General features: G+C 63.9%; 21 protein-coding genes. 9 read left to right on the top strand and 12 right to left on the bottom strand.

What is annotated here, in order from left to right; translation table 11 throughout:
- Positions 1 to 60 precede the first annotated feature (60 nt).
- The 3 genes from AC0L2F_RS09810 to AC0L2F_RS09800 all read right to left on the bottom strand — a co-directional run bounded on the left by AC0L2F_RS09810 (position 61) and on the right by AC0L2F_RS09800 (position 2,956).
- Positions 61 to 888: a tetratricopeptide repeat protein gene (locus AC0L2F_RS09810; protein ID WP_063994677.1), complete on the bottom strand. Its 828-nt coding sequence runs from the start codon at positions 886 to 888 to the stop codon at positions 61 to 63.
- 96 nt (positions 889 to 984) lie between these two features.
- The gene (locus AC0L2F_RS09805) at positions 985 to 2,484 is read right to left on the bottom strand and encodes a metallophosphoesterase family protein (RefSeq protein ID WP_473248248.1); all 1,500 of its coding nucleotides are present in this window, start codon (positions 2,482 to 2,484) and stop codon (positions 985 to 987) included.
- Positions 2,485 to 2,752: 268 nt separating this feature from the next.
- Positions 2,753 to 2,956 carry a hypothetical protein gene (locus AC0L2F_RS09800; RefSeq protein ID WP_063994676.1) on the bottom strand — a complete coding sequence of 68 codons (204 nt, stop codon included), beginning with the start codon at positions 2,954 to 2,956 and terminating at the stop codon, positions 2,753 to 2,755.
- 202 nt (positions 2,957 to 3,158) lie between these two features.
- Between AC0L2F_RS09800 and AC0L2F_RS09795 the strand changes: the two genes are divergently transcribed.
- Both AC0L2F_RS09795 and AC0L2F_RS09790 read left to right on the top strand, forming a co-directional pair.
- Positions 3,159 to 4,532: a leucyl aminopeptidase family protein gene (locus AC0L2F_RS09795; protein WP_473248247.1), complete on the top strand. Its 1,374-nt coding sequence runs from the start codon at positions 3,159 to 3,161 to the stop codon at positions 4,530 to 4,532.
- Entirely contained in the window at positions 4,525 to 5,379 is an 855-nt protein-coding gene (locus AC0L2F_RS09790) for a C40 family peptidase (protein WP_473248246.1), read from the top strand. Before AC0L2F_RS09795 ends, AC0L2F_RS09790 begins: the two co-directional genes overlap by 8 nt.
- A 6-nt stretch (positions 5,380 to 5,385) precedes the next feature.
- Here AC0L2F_RS09790 and AC0L2F_RS09785 read toward each other — a convergent pair whose 3' ends face one another.
- The 6 genes from AC0L2F_RS09785 to AC0L2F_RS09760 form a co-directional block, all read right to left on the bottom strand.
- The gene (locus AC0L2F_RS09785) at positions 5,386 to 7,023 is read right to left on the bottom strand and encodes an ABC transporter ATP-binding protein (protein WP_473248245.1); all 1,638 of its coding nucleotides are present in this window, start codon (positions 7,021 to 7,023) and stop codon (positions 5,386 to 5,388) included.
- A gap of 4 nt (positions 7,024 to 7,027) precedes the next feature.
- Positions 7,028 to 8,209, bottom strand: coding sequence for an ABC transporter permease (locus AC0L2F_RS09780; protein WP_473248244.1), 1,182 nt, complete (start codon positions 8,207 to 8,209; stop codon positions 7,028 to 7,030).
- The gene (locus AC0L2F_RS09775) at positions 8,209 to 9,318 is read right to left on the bottom strand and encodes a microcin C ABC transporter permease YejB (protein ID WP_007605353.1); all 1,110 of its coding nucleotides are present in this window, start codon (positions 9,316 to 9,318) and stop codon (positions 8,209 to 8,211) included. The genes AC0L2F_RS09780 and AC0L2F_RS09775 overlap by 1 nt, the downstream gene beginning before the upstream one ends.
- Positions 9,315 to 11,195, bottom strand: a complete 1,881-nt coding sequence (locus AC0L2F_RS09770) for an extracellular solute-binding protein (RefSeq protein WP_473248243.1) — start codon at positions 11,193 to 11,195, stop codon at positions 9,315 to 9,317. Before AC0L2F_RS09770 ends, AC0L2F_RS09775 begins: the two co-directional genes overlap by 4 nt.
- A 14-nt stretch (positions 11,196 to 11,209) precedes the next feature.
- Complete coding sequence (locus AC0L2F_RS09765) at positions 11,210 to 13,111, bottom strand: extracellular solute-binding protein (RefSeq protein ID WP_473248242.1); 1,902 nt, start codon at positions 13,109 to 13,111, stop codon at positions 11,210 to 11,212.
- Positions 13,112 to 13,320: 209 nt separating this feature from the next.
- Entirely contained in the window at positions 13,321 to 13,875 is a 555-nt protein-coding gene (locus AC0L2F_RS09760) for a c-type cytochrome (RefSeq protein ID WP_473248241.1), read from the bottom strand.
- A 218-nt stretch (positions 13,876 to 14,093) separates the two neighbouring features.
- On the opposite strand from AC0L2F_RS09760, the gene AC0L2F_RS09755 reads away from it, so the two are divergent.
- The gene (locus AC0L2F_RS09755) at positions 14,094 to 14,834 is read left to right on the top strand and encodes a 3-deoxy-manno-octulosonate cytidylyltransferase (RefSeq protein ID WP_007605349.1); all 741 of its coding nucleotides are present in this window, start codon (positions 14,094 to 14,096) and stop codon (positions 14,832 to 14,834) included.
- 21 nt (positions 14,835 to 14,855) lie between these two features.
- Complete coding sequence (locus tag AC0L2F_RS09750; RefSeq protein WP_473248240.1) at positions 14,856 to 15,701, top strand: prephenate dehydratase; 846 nt, start codon at positions 14,856 to 14,858, stop codon at positions 15,699 to 15,701.
- 45 nt (positions 15,702 to 15,746) lie between these two features.
- Here AC0L2F_RS09750 and AC0L2F_RS09745 read toward each other — a convergent pair whose 3' ends face one another.
- Entirely contained in the window at positions 15,747 to 16,760 is a 1,014-nt protein-coding gene (locus tag AC0L2F_RS09745) for an LLM class flavin-dependent oxidoreductase (RefSeq protein WP_473248239.1), read from the bottom strand.
- Between the two features lie 392 nt (positions 16,761 to 17,152).
- Between AC0L2F_RS09745 and metF the strand changes: the two genes are divergently transcribed.
- The 3 genes from metF to AC0L2F_RS09730 all read left to right on the top strand — a co-directional run bounded on the left by metF (position 17,153) and on the right by AC0L2F_RS09730 (position 23,560).
- Positions 17,153 to 18,073 carry a methylenetetrahydrofolate reductase [NAD(P)H] gene (metF, locus tag AC0L2F_RS09740; protein WP_007605346.1) on the top strand — a complete coding sequence of 307 codons (921 nt, stop codon included), beginning with the start codon at positions 17,153 to 17,155 and terminating at the stop codon, positions 18,071 to 18,073.
- 6 nt (positions 18,074 to 18,079) lie between these two features.
- Positions 18,080 to 21,943 carry a methionine synthase gene (metH, locus tag AC0L2F_RS09735; protein WP_473248238.1) on the top strand — a complete coding sequence of 1,288 codons (3,864 nt, stop codon included), beginning with the start codon at positions 18,080 to 18,082 and terminating at the stop codon, positions 21,941 to 21,943.
- Between the two features lie 609 nt (positions 21,944 to 22,552).
- The gene (locus AC0L2F_RS09730) at positions 22,553 to 23,560 is read left to right on the top strand and encodes a DUF3592 domain-containing protein (RefSeq protein WP_473248237.1); all 1,008 of its coding nucleotides are present in this window, start codon (positions 22,553 to 22,555) and stop codon (positions 23,558 to 23,560) included.
- A gap of 290 nt (positions 23,561 to 23,850) precedes the next feature.
- Here the strand turns inward: AC0L2F_RS09730 and AC0L2F_RS09725 are convergent, their stop codons facing one another.
- Positions 23,851 to 24,480, bottom strand: coding sequence for a glutathione S-transferase family protein (locus AC0L2F_RS09725; RefSeq protein WP_473248236.1), 630 nt, complete (start codon positions 24,478 to 24,480; stop codon positions 23,851 to 23,853).
- Here AC0L2F_RS09725 and AC0L2F_RS09720 point away from each other — a divergent pair.
- Both AC0L2F_RS09720 and AC0L2F_RS09715 read left to right on the top strand, forming a co-directional pair.
- Positions 24,463 to 24,639, top strand: a complete 177-nt coding sequence (locus tag AC0L2F_RS09720) for a hypothetical protein (RefSeq protein WP_473248235.1) — start codon at positions 24,463 to 24,465, stop codon at positions 24,637 to 24,639. The two genes, AC0L2F_RS09725 and AC0L2F_RS09720, sit on opposite strands and share 18 nt — an antisense overlap.
- Positions 24,636 to 25,583, top strand: coding sequence for a threonine/serine dehydratase (locus AC0L2F_RS09715; protein ID WP_473248234.1), 948 nt, complete (start codon positions 24,636 to 24,638; stop codon positions 25,581 to 25,583). Before AC0L2F_RS09720 ends, AC0L2F_RS09715 begins: the two co-directional genes overlap by 4 nt.
- 166 nt (positions 25,584 to 25,749) lie before the next feature.
- Here the strand turns inward: AC0L2F_RS09715 and AC0L2F_RS09710 are convergent, their stop codons facing one another.
- Entirely contained in the window at positions 25,750 to 26,355 is a 606-nt protein-coding gene (locus AC0L2F_RS09710; protein ID WP_473248233.1) for a GNAT family N-acetyltransferase, read from the bottom strand.
- Between the last annotated feature and the right edge of the window lie 80 nt (positions 26,356 to 26,435).

Below are 26,435 nucleotides of genomic sequence, written 5' to 3'. Positions count from 1 at the left end.
CGTACGGTCCGCGGACGCCCCTTCAAGACTGGAAACCAAGATTGGAAGATTCACGTCTGATCAGTCGGACTGGCCGAGCGAGGCGACCGGCGTCCGCTTCGGCGCACCACGCCGGACGTCGCTGCGGGTCAGCATTTCCTTGAGATAGGCGACATTGGCCGCAGCCTGGTCCGGCGGCAGGTCCGCCTTCACGATGGTCTCGGCTTCGGCGAAACGGCCCTGGAGACCGACGACCAGACCGAGATTCTGCCGCACCCGCGCGCTTGCGTGCGGCGAGGCATAGGCTTGCCGCAGCGCGTCTTCGGCCCTCGGCAGATCTCTCGACAACATGTAGGACAGGCCGAGATTGGAGAGCACACCGGGATCGCCAGGCGCGATCTTGAGCGCACTCGCGTAATAGGAGCGCGCTTCCTCGTGACGGCCCATCTGATCGAGTGCGGTACCCTGCACCGAGAGCAGGCGCCAATCCGGATTATCGGGCGAATGCGCCTTCGACAGCACGTCGAAGGCTTGCTGGAAATTGCCGTTGTCGGAGAGCGCGCGGCCGTATTGGGCCATCAGCGCCTTGTTGCCGGGATTGGCGATGGTCGCCTGCTCGAGCACGGCGGCGGCCTGGGCGCGCTGGCCGTTGGCGCGCAGGGCTTGGCCGTAAGCCAACGCCGCGTCGGCGTCCTTGGGATTGGCACGATAGCGCTCGCCATAGACTTCAGCAGCGCGCGCGGGATCGGTGGGAGCGGCTTCCGCCCGCGGCCCGACCGAGCCCGTGACGTCGGAGAGTTTCGACATTGCCGTGCAGCCGCCGAGGCCCATGGCCACCGCCGCGACGAGCGAGGTGGACGCAAGAAGCCGGGCAAGACTTAATCGCTCACGACTGAACCGTTGACGCATGACGCTTTGACTCTCGAGCCGATTGATCGAGCCGAACGCGCCAGCAATAGACTGTTAACCCTAACGGCGGGTTAATGCCCCGACCCGCGCCCGTCACTACGGCGTCTGCGGAGGCATCTTGCCGCCAAGACCCGGATCGAGGCCGAGCGCCTTCGCCTGCTCGTTCAGGTCCCGCAGCAATTGCAGTCGTTGCCGCGTCTCGATCTCGACATCGATGTCCGGGCGCACGCCCCTCGGCAATTCGCGTCGAAGATCGTCACGATTGACCAGACGCCTCGTGCGGAGCTCGTCGAGCTGCACGTCGTCAATGCCGAGCACATTTGCAGATTGCTCGATCAGTCGGCGCAGTAGTGATGTCACCGCGGCTGCGGCCTCGACCTCATGCTTACGTGCAGATCTCGAGAACTTGCTTTCCAGATCGGCCCAGACATGAGAGGTGACGAGATAGACGTGGAGCAAATTGGCCCAATCCACCTCGCCGTCGGCATAGAAGGCGCGGCGCAGCAGGAGCCGGCGCGCGAATGCTGCGACCTGATCCGGTTTCAGCGTCGTGCATGCGTCGATCTCGATGCCCGACTGGACGGCCGGATCTCGGGAAAAATCCCGTCCAGCCGGCAGCCTGACGATGCCGCGCGGCAAATTGGAATCGAGCGGCCTGAAGACAGCATCCTTGCGCGGACGTGAGTAGCGGGCGATCGCGAAGCGATACTCGGTGCGGTCGCCATGGGACATCGGGCCGAAATGGATGACGTTGAAGCCGGCATCGTCACCGGCCTGCCCGGTCGACGACGGACAGGACAAGACGTAGATCGTGCGCCAGAATGCTTCATCGCTCTCACTCGACGTGACGCGCGGATCGGGAATCGAATAGCGCGTCAGCCCTTCGACATGCCGGTGTCCGTGCAGAACCAGATCGACATTGAGCGATGTCGCCGCTTCGAGGAAGGTCGCGGGGGCGGCGAGATACATCAGCGGCTCGTCGGGCACACCGAGAAACCGCTTTCCTTCTCCGGTCGCCTGCGGCAGTGGATGATGGTGCAGCGCCAGCACGCGCACGAGATTTTCCACCGGCTCGGCATAATCGGCGCGGCCGCCCGACCCGAGGCTGCCCGCGAGCTCGACGCTCAGCCGCGCGGAATCCGAAACCATGGCGTTATAGGCGCTCTGGTCGACGTTGCCGCTCGCGAGCGTCGTGAGGCTCGCGCGGTTGGAATCCAGCAGCACCAGATCTAGGCCGGCCTGACGGTAGTAGACGCTCTTCGAGGTGCGCGGCAAGTGCAGGTAATCATAGACGTCGTGGCGGCCTGCACGCTGGCTCGGGCGCTTGACGTCGTGATTGCCGGCAATTGCCTGGATGTCGGTGAACAGCCCGGTCTGCCGGAAGGACGCAATGACGGCGAGCGCTTCGTCGAGCGCAGGCGGCGTCGGGTCGTCCACGATATCGCCGGTGATCAGCAGGATGCGATCGGGAACATCCGCGAAGTCCGCCATCCTCTCGCGAATTGCGGCATTGAGCGTCTCGATGGTCGCAAGCAGTCGACCAGACCCGTCCAGATGCAGGTCGGAAATCTGTACGATGACGAACGATCTATCCATTTTGCGTCGCTTATTCGCGAATGCCGCGCCGCGCAAACGATGAGAAAAATGCCTTCGACGATCAGGTTCAATCCGGTATCAGCCCGGGCCATGATGAGCCGGGGTATGAATCGACTCTCGCCACGTACAGAACCGCACGACACAATCTAAAATATTGGCCAATAATGCCACAACCGCAACGCTAGTAAAGCCCTGTGGCCGCTCTTGCGTGAACGGCAGCTCTCAGCATGAGATACGGGCCTGCCCAATGGAGGTTTCGCTCACCCGATCAATATTCGATGGCGAGCCGTTTGCGGATTTCGTCAATGCGCTTGTCAAGTGCATCGAACCGCGCGTGAACGGAGCGGTCGTGGAGATAGAAGACGTAACCGCCGGCAAGGAACGCGAATATCCAATGATGATGCTCGACATAGCCAAAGATCGCCTCGACCGCCTGGCCGAAGAATGTGACCACGCTCCACACAAATTCCATTGCATTTCCTCCCGGCCGGCCTTGTCGTCGGCCGCCGGAGATCTCCGCACCTGACGGCCCTTGCCGGAACCTAGCATGGCCCCCTTGCTGCGAGTAGCGGATCGCCGAACGGTGGCAGCAAAGCTGATTGCAGCGGCGGCGAAACTCTGCGAAATCTCGTCCGTTCGTATGACCCGCTCGATCTCACGATCCGGACCCGCCAATGCCTTCTGTCTTCGAGACGTCGCCTACCGCCATCCCGATCACCTTCGTCACCAAATCGAGTTGGGATCAGGTCGCCGAGCGGCTACCGGCGGCGCAACGCCAGTTCGCCACCGCGAACGCCTTTACCGCAAAGCCGGGCGGCTATCTCGCGCTGCCCGCGCCCGATGGCTCGATCGCGCAAGTGCTGTTCGGCCTCGAGGACGAAGGTGCAAGATCGCGCGACCTGTTCCGACCGGGCGCCCTGCCCGGCCTGCTGCCGCCGGGCATTTATCGCTTCGCCAATGCGCCGCACGATGCACGGCTGGCCGCACTCGCCTTCGCGCTCGGCAGCTACCGCTTCGCCCGGTACCGCAAGGCGGATCGCCCCGAGGTCCGCCTCGTGCCCCCCGACGGCATCGACGCGACCGAGATCAACCGCATCGCGGACGCCGCAATGCTGGCGCGCGACCTCATCAACACGCCGGCCAATGACATGGGGCCGGAGGAGCTGGCCGCAGTTGCGCAGGATCTCGCCGCCGAATTCGGCGCAAGCTTTGCCTGCACCATCGGTGATGACTTGAAGACGAATTTTCCGCTGATCCACGCCGTCGGCATGGCCTCGGATCGCGCGCCGCGGCTGATCGACATCGGCTGGGGCGACCCGGCTCATCCCAAGGTGACGCTGGTCGGCAAGGGCGTCTGCTTCGACACCGGCGGGCTCGACCTGAAGCCGTCGAGCGGCATGCTGATCATGAAGAAGGACATGGGAGGCGCCGCCAACGTGCTGGCGCTGGCCCGCATGGTGATGGATGCGAAGCTGAAGGTGCGACTGCGCGTGCTGATTCCGGCCGTGGAGAACGCGGTCGCGGGCAATGCCTTCCGCCCGCTCGACATCTTCACCTCGCGCAAGGGCATCACGGTCGAGATCGGCAATACGGACGCGGAGGGGCGGCTGGTGCTCGCCGACGCGCTGGCGCTGGCCGACGAGGAAAAGCCGGACCTGCTGATCGATCTCGGCACGCTGACGGGAGCGGCACGCGTCGCGCTGGGGCCGGATTTACCGCCGTTTTACACCAATGATGAGACGCTTGCCGCCGACGTCGCACGATGCGCGGTGAAGGAGAGCGATCCGCTGTGGCGCATGCCGCTGTGGCCGCCTTACGATGCGTGGCTGGACTCCAAGACGGCCACCATCACCAACGCACCATCCGGCGGCTTTGCCGGCTCGATCATCTGCGCGCTGTTCCTGCAACGCTTCGTCGAACACGCCAGGAGCTGGTTGCATGTCGACATCTACGGCTGGACGCCGTCGGCGAAGCCCGCACGCCCCGAGGGCGGCGAGTGCCAGGCCGCGCGCACGATCTACACATTGCTGAGCGAGCGCTATGCATGATCCAGGACATGACCCAAGGCTGACACCGGCGCGGGGCGACCTCGCCGCGAAATATCTCGAAGGCAAGGTGCAGGCGCATCGCTTCGTCACGGGCGAGGAATTCGAGATAGTCGAGGCGATCGCGCCCGTGCGCGAACAGCCGTCGCCGAACGCGATGCTGATGACACAAGCGTTGCGCGGCGAGCGCGTCACGGTCTACGACCGCAACGGCGAAGGCTGGGCGTGGGGTCAGCTTTCCGGTGACGGCTATGTCGGCTGGCTGCCGGACGCAGCGCTCATGAAGCCCGCGGCCGCGCCGACCCACATGGTCAGTGCTTTACGAACCTTTGCCTTCCCCGGTCCCTCGATCAAGCTGCCGCCGGCAGACACGCTGGTGATGGGGTCGAAGATCGCGGTCGCGCGCGAGGACGGCAGCTTCGCCGTGACGGGCGACGGACAATATCTGCCGAAGGCTCATCTCGTCCCGCTTGGTCATCGCGAGCCGGATTTCGTCGCAGTCGCCGAGCGTTTCGTCGGCACGCCCTATCTCTGGGGTGGCAAGAGCAGCCTCGGCGTCGATTGCTCCGGCCTCGTCCAGGTCTCGTTGACATCAGCGGGCATCGGCTGCCCGCGCGACAGCGACATGCAGCAGGCCGGACTCGGACGTGCGCTGGAACCGCATGAGCAGAGCAAGCTGAGACACGGCGATCTCATCTTCTGGAAGGGGCATGTCGCCATCGTCCGTGATGGCAGCACCATGGTTCACGCCAATGCGCATCACATGGCAACGGTGATCGAACCGGTCGAGCCGGCCATCGCAAGGATCAGGCAAGCCGGCAGTGAGGTCACCGCGATCAAGCGGCTCTGACGGACGCTATGTCGCTGCCGACCCGTTCCCCGCCGTCTCCAGCCGGAACGCCGCCGCAAACAGCGCGCGGGTGTAATCCGTCTTCGGGTTCTTGAAGAGCTCGGCGGCCTGGCCTTCCTCGACCACCTTGCCGCCGCGCATCACGATCAGATGGCTGGCGAGCGAGGCGACGACGCGCAGATCGTGCGAGATGAACATGTAGGTGAGATCGCGACGGCGCTGCAATTCACGCAGCAGATCGACCATTTGCGCCTGAATTAGCATGTCGAGCGCACTGGTTGGCTCGTCCAGCACGACGAAATCCGGCTCCAGCACCACCGCCCGCGCGATGCTGATGCGCTGGCGCTGGCCGCCGGAGAATTCATGCGGATAACGGTGACGGGTATCCGGCTTCAGTCCGACGTCCTCGAGCGCCTTGACGACGCGCTCCTCACGCTCGCCGCGCGAGAGCTGCGGCTGATGCACGGTGAGGCCTTCGGCGACGATGTCGGCGACCGACATGCGTGGGCTGAGCGAGCCGAACGGATCCTGGAACACGATCTGCATGTCGCGCCGGAACGGCCGCATCTCCTTGAAGCGCAGACCCTGGATATCTTTTCCCAGGAACACAATGCGTCCGTTCGAGGAGATCAGCCGCAGCAATGCGAGCCCCAGCGTGGTCTTGCCGGAGCCGGACTCGCCGACGACGCCGAGTGTCTCGCCCTTGCGCACGGCGATGCTGACACCGTCCACCGCCTTGATGTGACCGACCGTCTTGCGCATCAACCCGCGCTTGATCGGAAACCAGACTTTCAGGTCGTCGGCCGACATCACCACCGGCGCATCCAGCTGTGGCGGCGCCGGATCCGGCTTCGGTTCCGCGGCAAGCAGGTCGCGCGTATAGGGATGCTTCGGGCTTTTGAAGACCTGCTCGACAGGTCCTTGCTCGACGATCTCGCCGCCTTTCATGACGCAGACCTGGTCGGCGATGCGACGCACGATGCCGAGATCGTGGGTGATGAAAAGCAGGCTCATGCCGAGCCTGCCGCGGATCTCTGCGAGCAGCGTCAGGATCTGCGCCTGCACGGTGACGTCGAGCGCCGTCGTCGGCTCGTCCGCGATCAACAGGTCCGGCTCGTTGGCGAGCGCCATCGCGATCATCACGCGCTGGCGCTGGCCACCGGAGAGCTGGTGCGGATAGCTCTTCAGCCGCGTTTCAGGCTCGGGAATGCCGACCTGCGTCAGCAATTCCAGCGTCCGCCTGCGCGCCTCGGCATTGCTGGTCGGATTGTGCAGCTGGATGATCTCGCCGATCTGCGCCTCGATCGTGTGCAGTGGATTGAGCGAGGTCATCGGCTCCTGGAAGATGATGGAGATGTCGCTGCCGCGAATCTCCCGCATCTCCTGCTCCGACCGGTCGATCAGTTCCTGGCCTTTGAAATGGATGCTGCCCGAGGGATGCGAGGCGTTCGGATAGGGCAGGAGCTTGAGGATCGAGAGCGCGCTGACCGACTTGCCGGAGCCGGACTCGCCGACCAGCGCCACGCACTCGCCGCGCCTGATCTGGAACGAGACCTTGTCGACCGCGAGCGTGGTGACGCCGCCCTGGTGGAAGGCCACCGAGAGCTCGCGCACGCTTAGCAAAGGCTGGTTGATCGCGTCCATTGGCCTACCTGAACGTCTTGCGCGGATCGAAGGCGTCGCGCACGGCCTCGCCGATGAAGATCAAGAGCGACAGCATGATCGCGACCGAGAAGAAGCCGGAGAAACCAAGCCAGGGCGCCTGCACGTTGGACTTGCCCTGCGACAGCAGCTCGCCGAGCGACGGCGAGCCGGGCGGCAGTCCGAACCCCAGGAAATCGAGCGCCGTCAGCGTCATCACCGAACTCGACACGATGAACGGCAGGAACGTCATGGTCGCGACCATCGCGTTCGGCAACAGATGCCGGAACATGATGACCTTGTTCGACACCCCGAGCGCCCGCGCCGCCTGGATGTACTCAAAATTGCGCCCGCGCAGGAATTCCGCGCGCACGAGTCCGACCAGCGACACCCAGGAAAACAACAGCAGGATGCCGAGAAGCACGAAGAAGCCGGGCACCAGCACCGACGACAGGATCAGCAGCAGATAGAGCGATGGAATCGCGGTCCATATCTCGATGAAGCGCTGGAACAACAGGTCGATCCAGCCGCCGAAATAGCCCTGCACCGCGCCGGCCGCGATGCCGACGACGGAAGAGACGATGGTCAGGCAGAGGCCGAACAGCACCGAGATGCGGAAGCCGTAGATCAGCCGCGCGACCACGTCGCGGCCTTGATCGTCGGTGCCGAGCCAGTTGTATTCGAGATCGCGGCAGCTCTTGAGACCCTTCTTCTCGACGACGGGCTTGCACTGCGCTTCCGTCAACATCCATGTCGGCGGCGACGGCGCCGGCGTCGGCAGATCGAGATTGTGGGTGTCGTAGGAATAGCGGATCAGCGGCCAGACGATGCTGCCGCCCTTGTCCTTGATCAGCTTTTGCAAATAGGGATCGCGATAGTCGGCTGCCGTTTCGAAGTCGCCGCCAAAAGTGGTTTCCGAATAGGTGACGACGGACGGCCAATAGAGGTGGCCATCATATTTGATCAGGAACGGCCGGTCGTTGGCGATCAGCTCGGCGAACAGCGACACCACAAACAGGATCAGGAAGATCCAGAACGACCAATAACCGCGCCGGTTCGCCTTGAAATTCTGCCATCGGCGTCTGTTGAGTGGCGATGGCACGAACGGTTTGCGCGTGATCGGCACGGCATTGCCGAGCGGCGACTTCGCAGTGGTTTCGATCGGCGTGGTGGGGGCAGCCAACGTCATCAGACCTCCCGCGCCTCGAAATCGATTCGCGGATCGATCCACATATAGGTCAGGTCAGAGATCAGGTTGATCACGAGGCCGACGAGCGAAAAGATGAAGAGCGTACCGAACACCACGGGATAGTCGCGGTTGAGAACGCTCTCGAAACTGAGTAGTCCCAGCCCGTCCAGCGAGAAGATGGTCTCGATCAGAAGCGAGCCCGAGAAGAAGGCGTGAATGAAGGTGCTGGGAAAGCCGGCGATGACGATCAGCATCGCGTTGCGGAAGACATGACCATAGAGCACCCGGTTCTCGCTGCAGCCTTTCGCCCGCGCGGTCATCACATATTGCTTGCGGATCTCATCCAGAAACGAGTTCTTGGTCAGGAACGTCATGGTGGTGAACGCACCGAGCCCCATGGCGATCAGCGGCAGCGTCAAATGCCAGAAGTAATCGATGATCTTCCAGTACCACGGAAACTGCGACCAGCCGTCTGACGTCAGTCCGCGCAGCGGGAACCAGTTGAAGAACGAACCGCCGGCAAACAGGATGATCAGGAGGATCGCGAACAGGAAGCCGGGTATGGCATAGCCGAGCACGAGCACGCTCGACGTCCAGGTGTCGAAGCGCGTCCCGTCCCTCACCGCCTTGCGGATGCCGAGCGGAATCGAGATCAGGTAGGTCAGCAGCGTCAGCCAGATGCCGAGCGAGATCGAGACCGGCAACTTCTCCTTGACGAGCTGCAGGACGCTGACGTCGCGAAAATAGCTCTTGCCAAAATCGAAGCGGGCGAAGTTCCAGACCATCAGCGCGAAGCGCTCCGGGGCCGGCTTGTCGAAGCCGAACTGCACTTCCAGCTTCTTGATGAAATCGGGATCGAGGCCTTGCGCGCCGCGATATTTCGAATTGATGGCGTCACCGCCGGCCCCCAGCTGCCCCGGGGCGCGCTGCGCAAAGTCGCTGCCGCCGGAAATGCGCGAGGTGCCGCCGGTGTCGGCGCCCGAGAGCTGCGCGATCACGCGCTCGACCGGCCCGCCCGGCGCGAACTGCACGACAATGAAGGAGACGAAGAGGATCCCGAGCAAGGTCGGGATCATCAGCAGGATGCGGCGGGCGATATAGGCGCTCATGGCTGCTTCGCCTGCTCGAGCTTCGCGGCCTTGCCGCCATCATGCCACCAGATATCGGGGGCGCCGACGCCGTTGGCATAACGCGGCGGCTTCTGCGGATGGCCGAATTGGTCCCAATAAGCAAGCCGATGCGTCTTGTTATACCATTGCGGCACCCAATAGCGGCCGGCACGGAACAGGCGATCGAAGGCGCGGCAGGCGACGGTCAATTCCTCGCGGCTGTCGGCCGCCATGATCTTCTCGATCATGGCATCGATGGCCGGACTGGCGACGCCCGCGAGATTGTACGAGCCCTTGGTTGCCGCGACCTGCGACGAGAAGAAGGAGCGCATGGCATCGCCCGGCGTGGCCGACATGCTGAAGCGCTGGATGGTCAGATCGAAGTCGAAATCTTCCTGGCGCGCCTTGTGTTGCACGGCATCGACGAGACGCACGCTCGCTTCGATGCCGAGCGTCGCGAGATTCTTGATGTAGGGTCCATGGTGCGGCTGGAACGAAGGCTCATCCAACAGGAATTCGATCCTGAAGATCTCGCCATTTGGCAGCACCCGCTTGCCCTCCTTGATCGGCAGGCCGGCGTCGCTAAGCAATTGCTGCGCCTTGCGCAACAGGCTGCGATCCTGCCCGGAGCCGTCGGAGACGGGCGGCGTGAACGGTGCGACGAACACCTCGTCGGGAACCTGGCCGCGAAACGGCTCCAGCAGCTTCAGCTCTTCCGGCGGCGGAGGCCCGTCGCTCGCCATGAGGTCCGAGTTCTGAAATGGCGACACCGTGCGGGCATAAGCACCGTACATGATGGTCTTATTGGTCCACTCGAAATCGAAGGCGTCGATCAATGCCTCGCGCACGCGAGGATCCCTGAACTTGTCGCGCCGCGTGTTGATGAACCATCCTTGCGCGCCGGAGGGCGTGTCGTCGGGCACGACCTCCATCTTGACGCGACCGTCCTTCACGGCAGGAAAATCATAACGCGTCGCCCAGAGGCGGGAGGTGAACTCCTCGCGGTAGAGATAGTTCTTGCCGGTGAAACCCTCGAAGGCGACATCGCGGTCGCGGTAGAATTCGTAGCGCACGACGTCGAAATTGTAGCTGCCACGACAGGGGGGCAGATCAGTAGCCCACCAGTCCTTCACCCGCTCGTATTCGATGTAGCGATTGACCTCGAACTTGCCGACCTTGTACGGCCCCGAACCCAGGGGGATCTCCAGAGACGTTTCGTCGAACGGACGGGAGGCATAGTAGGCTTTCGAGAAGATCGGCAGCCCCGCGACATAGAGTGGCACGTCGCGCGCGCGTCCCTTGGCGAAGGTCACAACAAGCGTCGCGGCGTCAATCGCTTCCGCGCTGACCATGTCGCGCATCTGCACGATGATCAGCGGATGGCCTTTCGTCTTCAGCGACGTCAGCGAAAACGCCGCATCGTGAGCAGTGAGCTTGGTGCCGTCATGGAATTTCGCCTCGGGCCGCATGGTGAAGCGATAGACCAGCCTGTCTGCCGATATATTTACAGACTTGGCGGCAAGCCCGTACATCCCGTCCGGCTCGTCATTGGCGCGCAGCATCAGCGGCGCAAAGGTCATGTCCATGCCCTGCGCGCCATCGCCTTTGAGGATGAAGGCATTGAGCGAGTTGAAGGTCTGGTAGGACTGGTTGTAGGCGCGCACGGACGGGATAAGCGAGAAAGTGCCGCCCTTCGGCGCGTCAACATTGACGTAGTCGAAGTGATGGAAATCGGCGGGATATTTGAGGTCGCCGAAGGCCGACATGCCGTGGGCCTCGGCAGGCATCTCGGACGCTGCCGCACCCCGGAGCCAGCCAGCGCTGAACGCGCCACCGGCACCCAAGGCCAGCACATGCCGGCGTGAAAGCTGCGCCATGCGAGAAATGTCCTTCACGACTTCTTTGCGATCCGCGCCGCCTTGTCCGCGTCGTACCACCAAATGAACGGAAAGCCGGACTGACCGTATTTGGGCAATTCCGCCGGCCGGCCGAAGCGATCCCAGCGCGCAGTGCGCACCTTCGTATAAGTCCACTGCGGCACGACGTAGTGATTCCACAACAGCACGCGGTCGAGTGCCTTGGTTGCCGCGACGAGATCGTCGCGCCCCTTGGCGTAGATCACCCGCTCGATCAGCTTGTCGACCGCCGGATTCTTGATGCCGGTGATATTGCGCGAACCCGCGATGTCGGCCGTCTTCGACGACCAGAATTCGCGCTGCTCGTTGCCCGGCGACTGCGACTCGCCCCAGGAGTTGGTGACGATGTCGAAATCCCACTCGCGCGTCCTGTTCTCGTACTGAGTGGGATCCACCGTCCGCACGCTGACGGCAATGCCGAGCCGTTCCAGCGACGGCTTGTAGAATAGCGTGATCCGCTCGAAGCTCGGATCCGAGTTCAACAATTCCAAGGAGAACTGCGTGCCGGTCTTCACGTCGACCAGCTTGCGGTCGCGCACCTCATAGCCGGCTTCCTTGAACAGCCGCAGCGCCTCGCGCAGATTGTCGCGCACGGCTTCCGGACTGCCGCCGACCGGGTTGGTATAGGCCGTGGTGAAGACTTCGGGCGGGACCTCGGCGCGGACCGTATCGAGAATCTCGAGCTCTTTTCCCTGCGGCAGCCCGGTCGCCATCAGCTCATCGATGCCGTCGAAATAACTGCTGATACGCTTGTACTGGCCGTAGAAGATCTGCTTGTTCATCTCCTCGAAGTCGAACGCGTAATTGAGCGCACGTCGCACGCGCGGATCTTTGAACTTGGCGCGGCGCAGGTTCGGCACGAAGGCCTGCATGACGCCCGAGCTGCGATTGGCGAACTCCTCGAGGATCACGCGCTTGTCGGTGACGGCCGGGAAGTCGTAGGCCGTTGCCCAGTTCTTCGCGCTGTTCTCGGTGCGCCAATCGACCTGATCGGCCTTGAAAGCCTCGATCGCCACAGTGGCGTCGCGGAAATACTCATAGCGCAGCTCGTCGAAATTATTTCGGCCCACATTGGCCGCGAGGTCGCGCCCCCAATAATCCTTGACGCGCTCCAGCACGATCGACCGTCCGGCAACGAATTCCTTGACCCTGTAGGGGCCCGAACCCAGCGGCACTTCGAGCGTGGTGGCGGAGACATCGCGCTTCCGGCCCTGCGCGTCCGTGCCCTCCCACCAATGCTTCGGCAGGACCGTGAGCTGCCCGACGATCTGCGGCAATTCGCGGTTGCCTGGCGCGTCGAACACGAATTTTACCTCGCGCTCCCCGACCTTCTCGGCTTTCACCACATGGCTGTAATAGGCCGAGTACATCGGGTGGTGCTTCTTGAAGGAATCGAGCGAGAAGATCACGTCGTCCGCGGTAACAGGCTTGCCGTCATGCCATTTGGCTTGCGGCCGCAAGCGGTAGGTCACGAAGGAGAAATCATCCGGATGGCTGACGGCCTCGGCCAGCGCGCCGTATTCGGTCGAGACTTCGTCGAGCGCGGCCGTCGTGAGGGATTCGTAGATGAATGCTACGGCACCGGCGACTTGCCCCTTCACACCGGAGACGACGATGTTGAAATTGTCGAATGTGCCGACGGCGATCTGGCGTGCGACGCCGCCTTTTGGCGCTTCCGGATTGACGTAGTCGAAGCGCTTGAAGTCCGCTGGGTATTTGACCTGTCCGAACAGCGACAGCGCGTGTCGCCAGGTGGGCTCGCCGGCGGATTGCGCGTGTGCCGCGCCGACGCCGGGAAGACCCCCTACGGAACCAAGGGCGGGGAGCGTTGCGGCAGCAGTGCCGGTGAGCAGGAGATCGCGTCGGGTAAGGGCCAAATCAACATTCCTGTCTTGAAGGAGGCTACTCCTTTAAGTTCCCAATATAGGCGAGGTTTCGACGGAATATGTTGCTTTTTCCTCATCTTGGAAGGCCGGCTGGCTGATGGCTGCGGCCAAACGCCCCGATAACAACGCCGCGAGGCCCGGATAAGCAAACGGCCAGGCTTTTCAGCCTGGCCGCGTACTAAGATCGAAGTCGATAGGCCTTACTTCGCCGCGGTGGGCAGCGGCTTCGGGCTGTCGGAGAGACTGTTCAGGTAAGCGATCACGTCGGCGCGCTCGCTATCCTTCGGAATGCCGGCAAAGCCCATCGCCGTGCCCGGCACAGCCGCCTTGGGATTTGCGATGAACTTGTTGAGGGCTTCGAAATCCCAGGTGCCGCCCTTAGCCTTCATCGCGGCCGAGAAGTTGAAGCCGCCGCGGCCCTCGCCAACATGGTCGCCGACAACGCCGTAGAGGTTCGGACCGACACGGTTCGGGCCGCCCTTCTCGAAGGTGTGGCAGGCGCCGCACTTCTTGGCGGCGGAGGCGCCCTTCTCGACCGAGGCGGTCTGGAGCAGCTTTTCGATCGGTTCGGCGGCCGCGGGGGCAGCGCCGCCTTCCTTGCCGTGACCGGCGTCTTCCTTCACCGCGATCTCGAAACCCGGCTTTTCCGGCATCTTGGGCGAGAACAACGCCTGGGCGGTGAAGCTCGTCACCAGCAAAAGGAGACAGGTGCCGAGCACGGCACCGAGAATCTTGTTCAGTTCGAAAGAGTCCATTTCCGGCCAGGCCCCACACCGCAAGAAGGATCGAGCGGCCCAATGCGGCCGCCAGGACGAGCCTCGGAGAATCAACGTTCCTTACTGTTTCCCCGAGTTTTGCCATTGAGATATCGGTTTGCCCGGGGTCTGGCAACCCGTATAAGCGAGCGGGCTTCACGCCCGTCCCCACCCCATTTCTCGGCGCGGAAAACGCCCCGTTTCCAGGCCCTTGACCGATGATCGATCCCCGCATCCTCGTGCTAATTCCGGCCCGCATGGCCGCCACCCGCCTGCCCGGCAAGCCGCTCGCCGATATCGCGGGGCAGCCGATGATCGTGCACGTGATGCGCCGCGCCGAGGCCGCCGGCATCGGTCGGGTCGCGGTCGCAACCGACACCGCGGAGATCGCGTCCGTCGTGACCGCCAATGGCGGCGAGGCGGTGATGACCCGCCCGGAGCACCCGTCCGGCTCCGATCGCATCCACGAGGCCATGCAGAAGCTCGATCCGGACGGCAAGGCCGAAATCGTGGTCAATCTGCAGGGCGATTTCCCGACCATCACGATCGACAACATCCGCGAGGTGCTGCCGCCGCTGCAAGACCCTGACGTGGATATCGCGACGCTGGCTTCGCAGATCCATACGGAGGAGGAGGACCTCGCGCCGAGCGTCGTGAAGGCGATCGGGACCTCGCTCGGCGGCAGACGCATGCGCGCACTTTATTTCACCCGCGCAACGGCGCCGACCGGCGACGGGCCGCGTTACCACCATATCGGCCTCTACGCCTATCGCCGCGCCGCGCTGGAGCGCTACGTCCGGCTTCCGCCTTCGCCGCTGGAACTGCAGGAGAAGCTCGAGCAGCTCCGGGCGCTCGAGGCCGGAATGCGCATCGACTTCACCATCGTCGATACCGTGCCCCGCGGGGTCGACACGCCGGCGGACCTGGAAACGGCCCGCAGCATCCTTTCCAAATCCTGAGCCGCTGTTACAAGACCGAGCATGAGCAAGCTGAAAATCGCATTCCAGGGCGAGCCTGGCGCCAATTCCCACATCGCCATCGTCGAGGCCTATCCTGACGCCGAGCCGATGCCCTGCGCCACCTTCGAGGACGCCTTGTCGGCGATCTCGTCGGGCGAAGCCGACCTCGGTATGATCCCGATCGAGAATTCGGTCGCGGGCCGCGTCGCCGACATCCATCATTTGCTGCCGGCCTCCGGCCTCTTCATCATCGGCGAATGGTTTCTGCCGGTCCGGCATCAGCTGATGGCGGTGAAGGGGACCAGGCTCGAAGACATCAAGAGCGTCGAGAGCCATGTGCACGCGCTCGGTCAATGCCGGCGCATCATTCGCAAGCTCAGCATCAAGCCGATCGTGCACGCCGACACCGCCGGCAGCGCCCGCGACATTTCCGAGCGCAACGACAAGACCGTGGCTGCGATCGCCTCGCGCCTCGCCGCAAAAATCTACGGCCTCGACATTTTGGCCGAGGACATCGAGGACGAGGCCCATAACACCACGCGCTTCGTGCTGCTCGCGCGCGAACCGAAATGGGCCGCACAGGGCTCCGGTCCGCTGGTCACGACTTTTGTGTTCCGGGTGCGCAATTTGCCGGCCGCGCTCTACAAGGCGCTCGGTGGCTTTGCCACCAACGGCGTCAACATGACCAAGCTCGAGAGCTACATGGTCGACGGAAATTTCTTCGCCACCCAGTTTTACGCCGACGTCGACGGCCACCCTGATGACAAGGGCCTTGCTTTCGCGATCGAGGAGCTGAAATTCTTCTCGCGCGAATTCCGCATCGTCGGCGTGTATCCAGGCCACCCGTTCCGCGCGACGATGGAATAGTCTCGTGTCCCGGACGCGCGAAGCGCGAGCCGGAGCACGAGAGCCTTATCCGACCGCCTTAAGCCCGAACGCCTCCGCGAGCAGCGAATACGATTTCTTTCGCGCCTCGTGATCGTACACGGCGGTGATCACCATCAACTCGTCAGGCTTGCTTGCATCGATCAACGGCTGGAGCGTCTTCTGCACCGTCGCCGGGTTACCGACGAACAGGCGCGAGCGGTTGCGCCGCATCGAGGTGCGCTCCGAGTCGGTATAGGGATAGGCCAGCGCCTCTTCGACGCTCGGCAGTGGAAGATACTGGCCGCGGTCGCGGCGCAGGCGGTTGAGGTCGAAAGACGCGGCGAGCTTTTCGGCTTCGTCATCCGTATCGGCCGTGATGACGGCGACCGCGAGGATCGCGCGCGGGCTCGCGCTCCAGGCCGAGGGCTGAAAACGATTGCGATAATGCACCATCGCATCGATCGCATCATGGGACGCAAAATGATGGGCGAATGCGAAACCCATGCCGACCTGCGCGGCGAGCTCCGACGAATAATCGCTGGAGCCGAGCAGCCAGATCGGCGGCAACGGCGTATCGTCGGGCATCGCAACGACGTTGTGATAGGGATGGCCCGAGGGGAATTCACGGGTCTGCCACAGGATCAATTCGTGCAGCCGCTCGAGGAAATCGTCGCCTTCGCGACGGTCGAGCCGGCTTCGCAGCGCATAGGCCGTGGCACCGTCGGTGCCGGGGGCGCGTCCGAGGCCGAGGTCGATACGGCCGGGAAACAACGCCTCCAGCATCTTGAAGCGCTCGGCCACGACCAGCGGCGCGTGATTGGGCAGCATCACGCCACCGGAGCCGACACGGATGTGCTGCGTCACCGCCGCGATCTGCCCGATCATCACGTCGGGCGCCGGACTCGCGACGGAGGCGAGGTTGTGATGCTCGGCGAGCCAGTAGCGGACATAGCCGAGTCCGTCGACATGGCGCGCCAGGTCGATGCTGTTGCGCAGCGCCGCGGCGGGCTTTGTGCCAGTTGTGACGACGGAGAGGTCGAGGACTGAGAGCGGGATCATGGCGCGCTAACGTAGTGGAGAGCGGCGCAGCGGCAATGGGCAGGGCGCGCAGGTCTGACGTGCAGGCCGCGGGCTCGCGCGCCTTCGCCGCAGCGTTGGGACAGTGACCGCGCCGATAGTATGACTTTCATATTGCCCACGGATAAATTTGCACCGAACAAGCCTCCATCTTATGTTATCTACCTGATGTAACGTATAATTTATCCTAGACCGGCCTTCCCACCTCGACCTCTGAACTCACACGTTTTTTAATCGATGTGCAGAAAGTGGGCAATTTCCCATCTCTGATGGGCTGTCGAGTGCGGCCGTTTTGGCTTATCTTAGCCTCTCCCAATCTAGACCTGACCGCCGGCCGCCGCCGACCCGGCGAGCCCTTGGAGTGAGTGGTGCCCATGACTGACGTGACGACGACTGCCCATACCGACGGGCAAGACGGGCACCTGAAGCGGCCTGCGATTTCCTTCGAGTTCTTTCCGCCCAAGACCGAAGATATGGAGCGCAATCTCTGGGACACCATCAACCGGCTGGCCCCGCTCGACCCGAAATTCGTCTCGGTCACCTATGGCGCCGGCGGCTCGACCCGCGAGCGCACCCACTCGACCATCTCGCGCATCCTCAAGGAGACCGCGCTGCTGCCGGCCGCGCACCTGACCTGCGTCGGCGCCTCGCGCGGGGAGATCGACGAGATCGTCGACCGCTATCACGAGGTCGGCGTACGCCACATCGTGGCCTTGCGCGGCGATCCCGCGGGCGGCATCGGCACGGCCTATTCCAGCCATCCCGATGGCTACCAGAGCTCCGCCGACCTCGTCGCCGGCATCAAGAAGCGGCACGGCGATATCGAGGTGTCGGTCTCGGCGTACCCTGAGAAGCACCCGGACGCGCGCGACTTCGACGATGACATCGACACGCTGCAGGCCAAGGTCGATGCGGGTGCGACCCGCGCGATCACGCAGGTGTTCTTCGATAACGACCTCTACTTCCGCTATCTCGACCGCGTCCGCGCGCGCGGGATCAACATTCCGATCGTGCCGGGCATCATGCCCATGCATAATTTCAAGCAGGCTCGCAATTTCGTCACCCGCAACGGCACCTCCGTGCCGGACTGGTTCGCCGCGAAGTTCGAGGGCCTCGATGAAGACGCCGAGACCCGCAAGCTGGTGGCGGCCACCGTCGCCGCCGGCCAGGTGCAGAAGCTGGCGAAGCACGGCGTCGACACCTTCCATTTCTACACCATGAACCGCGCCGATCTCGTGTTCGCGATCAGCCATTTGCTCGGCATCCGCGCCAAGAGCGCGCAGAAGGCGGCTTAAGACACCATGACCGTATCCACCTCTCCCAAGCGAACCGCCCTGCTCGACGCCGCGCGCGAGCGCATTCTCGTGCTCGACGGCGCCATGGGGACGATGATCCAGAACCTTCAGTTCGACGAAGCCGCCTTCCGCGGCGAGCGCTTCAAGAGCTTCCATCGCGATCTGCGCGGCAACAACGACCTCTTGATCCTGACCCAGCCGCAGGCGATCGAGGACATCCACGCCGCCTATTTGCGTGCCGGCGCCGACATCGTCGCCACCAACACCTTCTCCACGACCTCGATTGCCCAGGCCGACTACGATCTCGTCGACATCGTCTACGAGATGGCGCGCGAAGGCGCCCGCCTGGCCGGCAACGCCGCACGCCGCGTCGAGGCCGAGGACGGCAAGCCGCGCTTCGTCGCCGGCGCCATCGGACCGACCAACCGCACCGCCTCGATCTCGCCCGACGTCTCCAATCCCGGCTACCGCGCCGTCACGTTCGACGATCTGCGCAAATCCTATGGCGAGCAGATCAACGGCATGCTCGACGGCGGCGTCGATCTGCTGCTGGTCGAGACCATCTTCGACACGCTGAACGCCAAGGCGGCGCTCTACGCGATCGCCGAGATCACGGAAGAACGCGGCATCGACATGCCCGTGATGGTGTCGGGCACCATCACCGACAAGTCCGGCCGCCTGCTGTCCGGCCAGTTGCCGGAAGCGTTCTGGCATTCGGTGCAGCACGCCAGGCCCGTCACCATCGGCTTCAACTGCGCGCTCGGCGCGGAAGATCTGCGCGCGCATATCGCCGACATCGGCCGCGTCGCCGATACGCTTGTTTGTGCCTATCCCAATGCCGGCCTGCCCAACGAGTTCGGCCAATATGACGAGACGCCGGAATACATGGCCCGCCTGGTCGGCGAGTTCGCGCGCGATGGCCTCGTCAACATCGTCGGCGGCTGCTGCGGCACCACGCCGGACCATATCGCGGCGATCGCGGCTGCGGTCGCGCCGCACAAGCCGCGCATCGTGCCGGAGATCGAACCTCGCTTGCGGCTTTCCGGCCTCGAGCCGTTCATCCTGACCGACGCGATTCCTTTCGTGAACGTCGGCGAGCGCACCAACGTCACGGGCTCCGCCCGCTTCCGCAAGCTGGTCACCGCCGGCGACTACACCGCCGCGCTGCAGGTCGCCCGCGACCAGGTCGAGAACGGCGCGCAGATCATCGACGTCAACATGGACGAGGGGCTTCTGGACTCGGAAGCCGCGATGGTGACCTTCCTCAACCTCGTCGCCGCCGAGCCCGACATCGCCCGCGTCCCCGTCATGGTCGATTCCTCGAAATTCTCCGTGATCGAGGCCGGCCTGAAATGCGTGCAGGGCAAGCCGGTCGTCAATTCGATCTCCATGAAGGAAGGCGAGGACAAGTTCATTCACGAGGCCAAGGTCGCCCGCCGTCACGGCGCGGCTGTCGTGGTGATGGCGTTCGACGAGGTCGGCCAGGCCGATACGTTCGCCCGCAAGACCGAGATCTGCAAGCGCGCCTACGACATCCTGGTGAACCGCGTCGGCTTCCCGCCGGAGGACATCATCTTCGATCCGAATATTTTCGCGATCGCAACCGGCATCGAAGAACACAACAATTACGGCGTCGACTTCATCGAGGCGACGCGCTGGATCCGCAAGAATCTGCCGGGTGCGCATATCTCGGGCGGTGTGTCCAATTTGTCGTTCTCGTTCCGCGGCAACGAGCCGGTGCGCGAGGCCATGCACTCGGTGTTCCTGTATCACGCCATCAAGGCCGGCATGGACATGGGCATCGTCAACGCCGGGCAGATGATCGTCTATGACGACATCGATCCCGAGTTGCGCCAGGTGTGCGAGGACGTCATCCTCAACCGCGACCCCGGTGCGTCCGAGCGTCTGCTGGCGCTCGCGGAACGATTCCGCGGCAACAAGACCCAGACCAAGGAAGCCGATCTCGCCTGGCGCGAATGGCCGGTGGCGAAGCGGCTGTCGCACGCCCTGGTGCACGGGATCACCGAGTTCATCGAGCAGGATACCGAAGAGGCCCGCAAGGCCTCCAAGCGCCCGCTCGACGTGATCGAGGGCCCGCTGATGGCCGGCATGAATGTGGTCGGCGACCTCTTCGGCGACGGCAAGATGTTCCTGCCGCAGGTGGTGAAGTCGGCACGCGTGATGAAGCAGGCTGTCGCCTGGCTGATGCCGTTCATGGAAGAGGAGAAGGCGCGCAATCTCGCCAACGGCATCGGCACGGAAGGCTCCTCGTCCGCCGGCAAAATCGTGCTCGCGACCGTCAAGGGCGACGTCCACGACATCGGCAAGAACATCGTCGGCATCGTGCTCCAGTGCAACAATTACGAGGTGATCGACCTCGGCGTGATGGTGCCCGCAGCCAAGATCGTCGAGACCGTGAAGGCGGAGAAGGCCGACATCGTCGGACTGTCCGGCCTGATCACGCCCTCGCTCGACGAGATGGCGTTTTTCGCCGGCGAATTGCAGCGCGAAGGCCTCAAGCTGCCGCTCTTGATCGGCGGCGCCACCACGAGCCGCGTGCATACCGCGGTCAAGATCGACCCGAGCTATCGCGCCGGTCCCGTCGTGCATGTCAACGACGCCAGCCGTGCGGTCGGAGTCGCCTCCGCGCTGCTGTCGCCCGAGAGGCGCGAGGCCTATGCCGCCGAAGTGCGTGCCGAGTACGCAAAGATTTCGGACGCGCATATGCGCGCCCAGGCCGACAAGAAGCGGCTGAAGCTGGCGACCGCCCGCGCCAACCGCGTGCCGGTCGATTTTGCCGCCAACAAGCCGGTGAAGCCGACCTTCCTCGGCACCAGGAGCTTCGACGACTACGATCTCGCCGAGCTGGTGCCCTATATCGACTGGACGCCGTTCTTCCAGACCTGGGAGCTCGCCGGGCGCTTCCCCGCCATCCTTAACGATGCCAAGGTCGGCGAAGTCGCGCGCTCGCTCTACGACGACGCGCGCAAGATGCTCGACCTGATCGTCAAGGAGAAATGGTTCCGCGCGCGCGCCACCGTCGGCTTCTGGCCGGCCAATGCGCAGGGCGACGACATCGTGCTCTACGCCGACGAGAGCCGGACCAGGACGATCGCGACGCTGCACACGCTGCGCCAGCAGCTCGAGAAGCGCGAGGGCCGTTTCAACGCGGCGCTGTCCGACTTCGTCGCGCCTGCCGGCACCGGCGTGCCCGATTATGTCGGCGGCTTCGTCGTCACGGCCGGCATCGGCGAGGATGTGGTCGCCGACCGTTTCAAGATGGCCAATGACGACTATTCCTCGATCCTGTGCAAGGCGCTGGCCGACCGCCTTGCGGAGGCCTTCGCCGAGCGCATGCATGCCCGCGTCCGCCGCGAGTTCTGGGCCTATGCGCCGGACGAGACGCTCTCGACCGACGATCTGATACTCGAAAAGTATGAGGGCATCCGTCCCGCCCCCGGCTACCCCGCGCAGCCCGATCACACCGAGAAGGCGACGCTGTTCGAACTGCTCGATGCCGAGAATACCGCCGGCGTGAAGCTGACCGAGAGCTTTGCGATGTGGCCGGGCTCTTCCGTGTCGGGACTCTATCTCGCCAATCCCGAGAGCTATTATTTCGGCGTCGGCAAGATCGAGCGCGATCAGGTCGAGGATTATGCTGCGCGCAAGGGCATGAGCGTCGTCGAGGCCGAGCGCTGGCTCGCACCGATCCTGAACTACATCCCGGCGCGAGAGAGCGCGAGCGACAAGGCGGCGTTCGCAGCAACACCGGCCAATGACGAAACGTCGAAGGAGCTTGCCTCGCATCCGCCGGGCTGCACCTGCGCGGTGCATCTGGTCTGGCAGAAGAAGCGTGCGGGGGCGGGTTAGGCGCCCTCCAAACAAAAAAGCGAGAAATCAACCCCATGCACAGTAGGCATTGGGTTGAAGATGCTCGATTATTTTCGGTCTTACCGAAATGACTTGCGGCGTCGGGCAAAACACCTGTAACATTCCATCATCGCCGACCGCGTCCGTCTGATACTCGTTGCCTCGTCCGCCGCGATCCTGGGCGCGTGCGACACGTTCGGTGTCGAACGTTCTGTGTCGTCCTGGCGAAGGCCAGGATCCATGCGGGCAATGACGGATCAACACACTCCGTCATTGCGAGCGCAGCGAAGTAATCCAGACTGTCTCCGCGGAGGGATTCTGGATTGCTTCGCTGCGCTCGCAATGACGAGAAGGAAAAAGCCCGTGACCGACAAAAGACCTGCACTTCTATGAGCCCGCCAAGGGCCGGGTGATCCGTCGGTGACCATCGCTGGCAATACCGAACGACCAATCTTCGCCAAATGACCCACTGGGGCAATGGGTGTTGGCTTTCGCCAGGACGACATTGGTGAAGCAATGCCTGGCATGTGTTGGGCAACGCACGGCATCGAACGCAACCCGCGTTCGCTGCGACCAATGGCGGTCGCCGCCGAAGCGCAGGGGAATCGGATGCTGAACGCCCAACAATTGATGTGGACCCAGATTGCCGCCGGCATCGCCGTGCTGCTGTTTGGCTTGACGCTGTTCAACCTGGTCCGCATGCGGGGCCGGATGGTGGCGGCGCGGAGCTGGGACAAGGTGGAGGGCATCATCACGGTCTCCCGGGTCGACCAGCCGGCGACGCATTCCTCGGACGACCGGAACGACGCCAAGCCCATCATCCGCTATCGCTATCAGGCCGGCGGCCAGGAGCTGGAGAGCGACAAGGTCTTTGTCGGCGGCACCGTCATCACGACAAGGGTCCTGGCCGCAAAACTGACCGGACGCTATCCGGTCGGCGCCCATGTCGACGTCCATGTCGATCCGAAGCAACCGACCGAGGCGCTGCTGGAGCCCGCTGCCGCGCAGAACGTCGCGGCGCTGGTGGCGTTCACGATGGTGTTCGGCATCATAGCCGCCACCCTGACCGCGCATTCGTTCGCAGGCCACGTGCTCTACGCCGACAAGGGCGTTCCGCTGTTCGCGTTCGCGGTGCCGATCATCGTGCTCGTGGGCGGGGTGTTCCTCGCCGCCGATTATGTTCGGACGCGCCGGCTGGCGAGCGCCAGCCTGCGCTGGCCGACCGCTGCCGGCAGGGTCACCCATTGCAACGTGATCGAGGAAATCATCGAAGAGAAGACCGAGCACGACAATCGACCGACGACTTCAAAGCTCGTCCACCGCTATCAGGTCGACCTGCGCTACGCCTACAGGGTCGGCAAGCGCGACTTCATCGGCACCGAAATCGATTGGAACGGCACCATGATCTCCGGCCTGCGCGAGGTCGCCGAAGAGGCCGCGGCGAAATATCGTCCCGGGAAGAGCGTCCAGGTCTATTACGATCCGGACCGGCCCGGACAAGCCGTGCTGGAGCCTGCAAGCCGGGAAGGCGCGCTGGGGCCGCTGATCGGCGCCGCGGTCTGCGCGGTTGTCGGCGGTCTTTTCCTGATGATCCTGATCAAGGTCGGGTTCGCGTAGCGGCGCCCTGCGGCAACGCGATCGCATATGGCGTGCACGATGCGGCAGCATCGGCAGTGCGCTCCCTCTCCCGCTTGCGGGGGAGGGCTGGGGGTGGGGGTCTCTCCGCGTCGGGATTGTCGAGAATTGCGGAGGAAGTCCCTGGGTCGTGAGAGCCCTCACCCGCCGCGCGCGGGACGATGCTGCGCATCGCCCGGGGCGCGTCGGCCTCTCCCGCAAGCGGGAGAGGCGGAGCAAGCCGCGCGGTCCTCGTGAAATCCTCTGCAATTGCGGGAGAGCCTGAAAAAGCCTCACCCCTTCGGTGGTGCCAGCGGTTGCACGATCTCCTTGAACGGCGCCAGCGCCTCGCAAGCGTCGGCGTGCGCCGACAGCGCCGGATACCGCGACTGTTCGAACAATTGCGGGTGCGCCTCACGGGTGAAGCGGACGACGCAGGCGACCACAATGTCGGCGTGGCCGATGCGATCGCCCAGCCAGTACGGCGTGGTCACCTTGGCGCGCTCGGCCTCCAGCGCTTTCAGCACGTCCGCGATCTGCGCCTCGCAACGCTCGACCCACAGCGCAAGCTGCTCCTTTCGCAACACGCGCTCGTAGAGCAGGCTGACCGACTTGTCGCCGAGGCCGGAAGCGAGCGCGCAGATGCGCAAATGACGCCGGCGCTCGGCGCCGGAGCGCGGCAGCATCGCCTTCTCCGGCCCTACCAATTCGTCGAGATAATCGAGGATGACCGTGCTCTCGATCAGCGCCTCGCCGTCGTCGAGCACCAGCGTCGGCACCCGGCGCAGCGGGTTATAGGGCGCGATCTTGTCGGCATCGCCGAAGGTCGACCACGGCTTGTGCTCGAAGGCGAGCCCGTAAAGCCGCAGCGCAATGGCGACACGGCGGACGAAGGGGGAATCGTATTGGCCGATCAGGAACATGGTTTTGCGCTCTTCTGGCTTTTGGACGAGGCAGCGCCGATCAGTTTCCACGGCAAGGCCGCAGTGGCGCAAGCAAAATCATGGAAGTGGAGCATTGCGCCGGATGCAACGACGCCGCGACAGCGTCTGCCGGATGCGCTATCAAGGACAGCATCATGACAGCAACAATGGACATCAATCGGGAGCGGATCGCGGCGACCGAGGCCGTCATCCGCCCGCACATACGGCGCACGCCACTCCTCCAGGCCGATCTCGCCGATTTCGGCCTGCCGGCTTCACCCGTCATTTTCAAGCTCGAGATGCTGCAGCATTCCGGATCGTTCAAGGCGCGCGGCGCCTTCGCCAACCTGCTGTTGCAGCAGCTGCCGGAGACCGGTGTCGTCGCCGCATCGGGCGGCAATCACGGCGCGGCGGTAGCTTATGCGGCGCAGCGGCTCGGCGTTCCTGCCACGATCTTCGTGCCCGAAATCACCTCGCCGGCGAAGGCCGAGCGGATCAGGGGCTATGGCGCGAAACTCGTGATTGCGGGCAGCCGCTATGCCGACGCGCTCGCCGCGAGCGAAACCCATGTCGCGCAGACCGGCGCCATGGCCGTGCATGCCTACGATCAGGTCGAGACCTTGCTCGGTCAGGGCAGCGTCGGAATGGAGCTTGAGCAGGATGCACCGGGTATCGACACGGTGCTGGTTGCAGTCGGCGGCGGCGGCCTGATCGGTGGCATGGCGGCCTGGAGTGCCGGCAGGACGCGCATCGTCGCGGTCGAGCCGGAGCAATCGCCAACGCTTCACGCCGCCTTCGCGGCGGGCGCGCCGATCGATGCGCCGGCGGGCGGCATCGCTGCCGACAGTCTCGCCCCGCGACGTGTCGGACAATTGATGTTTCCGATTGCGCGGGCCCATGTCGAAAAGGTCGTGCTGGTCGCCGACGATGCGATCAGGCAGGCGCAGGCAGCGTTGTGGTCGAGCCTGCGCCTGGTGGCCGAGCCCGGCGGCGCAGCGGCATTTGCCGCCTTGCTCTCCGGTCGCTATCGTCCGGCACCCGGCGAGCGGGTCGCGGTGCTGGTTTGCGGGGCGAACACCAACGCGGTCAATTTCAACAGCTAGCGAGCTTCGCATGATCGGGAGCGCGTAGCCCGAATGAAAGGCGACGACGGCGCCACGCTCCGTCATTGCGAGCGCAGCGAAGCAATCCAGTATCTCTCGGCGGAAACAGACTGGATTGCTTCGTCGCAAGGGCTCCTCGCAATGACGGGTAGGAGGCAGCTACGCACTATTCGATGATCGGCACATGCATCGCCGCCGTCCGCGGCAGCGTGCCGTCGAGGCGCGGGTCGTCGGCGATCTCGATCTGGCGGCGAAACGAACGGAAGCCGGAGCGCTGGTAGAACGCCACGGCGGACGGATGATCGAATGTGCAGGTGTGCACCCAGACGCGGGACAGATCGCGTGACCATGCGATCTCAAGTGCACGGTTCATCATGAAGCGGGCGGCACCACTGCCGATCAGTTTTGCGGTGACACCGAAATACACGAGCTCGCACTGGCCGGCCTCGCGAAAGTCCAGCTCCAGCAAGCCTTCATCGCGGCCGTCCACGACCAGTGCATAGACCTCGACGCCCGGTGCGTGGATTATTGCGGCGAGCTCCGGGTCGTTCATGCGCGCCCGCGAAAACCATAACCACTCCTCACCGACGCGGCGATGGAGATCGCGATACCAATGCAGCGCGGGGGTATCGACCTTGCGCAGGATCCGAGGACCTGATGGAGCGTCAGGCGGATCGTTGCGGCGCGCAGGCGTCGCTGTCATCTCGAGATGGGTGACGACGGCAGCGATCTTGCCGGCGGGGATGTCGGAATGACCGTCGGGGAGGATCATGGGATGCGTCCCTTTGAAGCTGAGCGCCGGCCACACATTCCGGGTCGTCCTGGCGAAAGCCAGGACCCATTACCACAGCT

This window comes from Bradyrhizobium sp. Ken64 (genome assembly GCF_055807555.1).
Note: the sequence above shows the minus strand (reverse complement) of the source record. Positions and strands in the feature narration are given on the sequence as shown.